The organism is Corynebacterium sp. HMSC071B10 (assembly GCF_001814825.1).
Lineage (GTDB): Bacteria > Actinomycetota > Actinomycetes > Mycobacteriales > Mycobacteriaceae > Corynebacterium.
In genome coordinates this window covers 171,754-172,183 of the sequence record NZ_KV818004.1, presented here as the reverse complement: position 1 = coordinate 172,183, position 430 = coordinate 171,754, and the positions used below count along the sequence as shown (strand labels likewise).

At 63.7% G+C, this 430-nt stretch carries 1 protein-coding gene; it reads left to right on the top strand.

What is annotated here, in order from left to right; translation table 11 throughout:
* Positions 1–124: 124 nt before the first annotated feature.
* Positions 125–430, top strand: a 306-nt coding sequence (locus HMPREF2990_RS12930) for a hypothetical protein (protein WP_168167129.1), incomplete at its 3' end; no start/stop codon positions are given.

The window sequence follows — 430 nt, the reverse complement described above, 5'->3', positions numbered from 1 at the left end:
AAACGAACACCGTTTGGACACGCTGGCGTACATTGCGCGGTCGTCGCGGTCGCTGGACTCCGACAAAGACCGGTGGCACTACCGCCAGAAGCTTTGCGAAACCCAAGGTGACCTCCGCACCGTCATGAACCGGGCGAAGGCGTTGAAGAAGGAGCTGAAACCGCCCGCGCCGCGTGCGCCGAAAGCGTCGGTGACCTTCCACGACAAGGGCTGGTCGACCGTCCACATCACCGGGCGCACCACGGACATCCTTCCTGTGTACCGGGCGGCGAAAGACGACCCGCAAGCGTGGCTCAAGGACACACGCACGGGTGGCGACGCGGCGATTACCACCGTGCTGAACATGGACATTGGCGACTTCGTCCAGTGGCGCATGCGACCAGATGGGGAAATCGAGGTGCAGCTGACCAACGGCGAGTGGCTGCGCGGA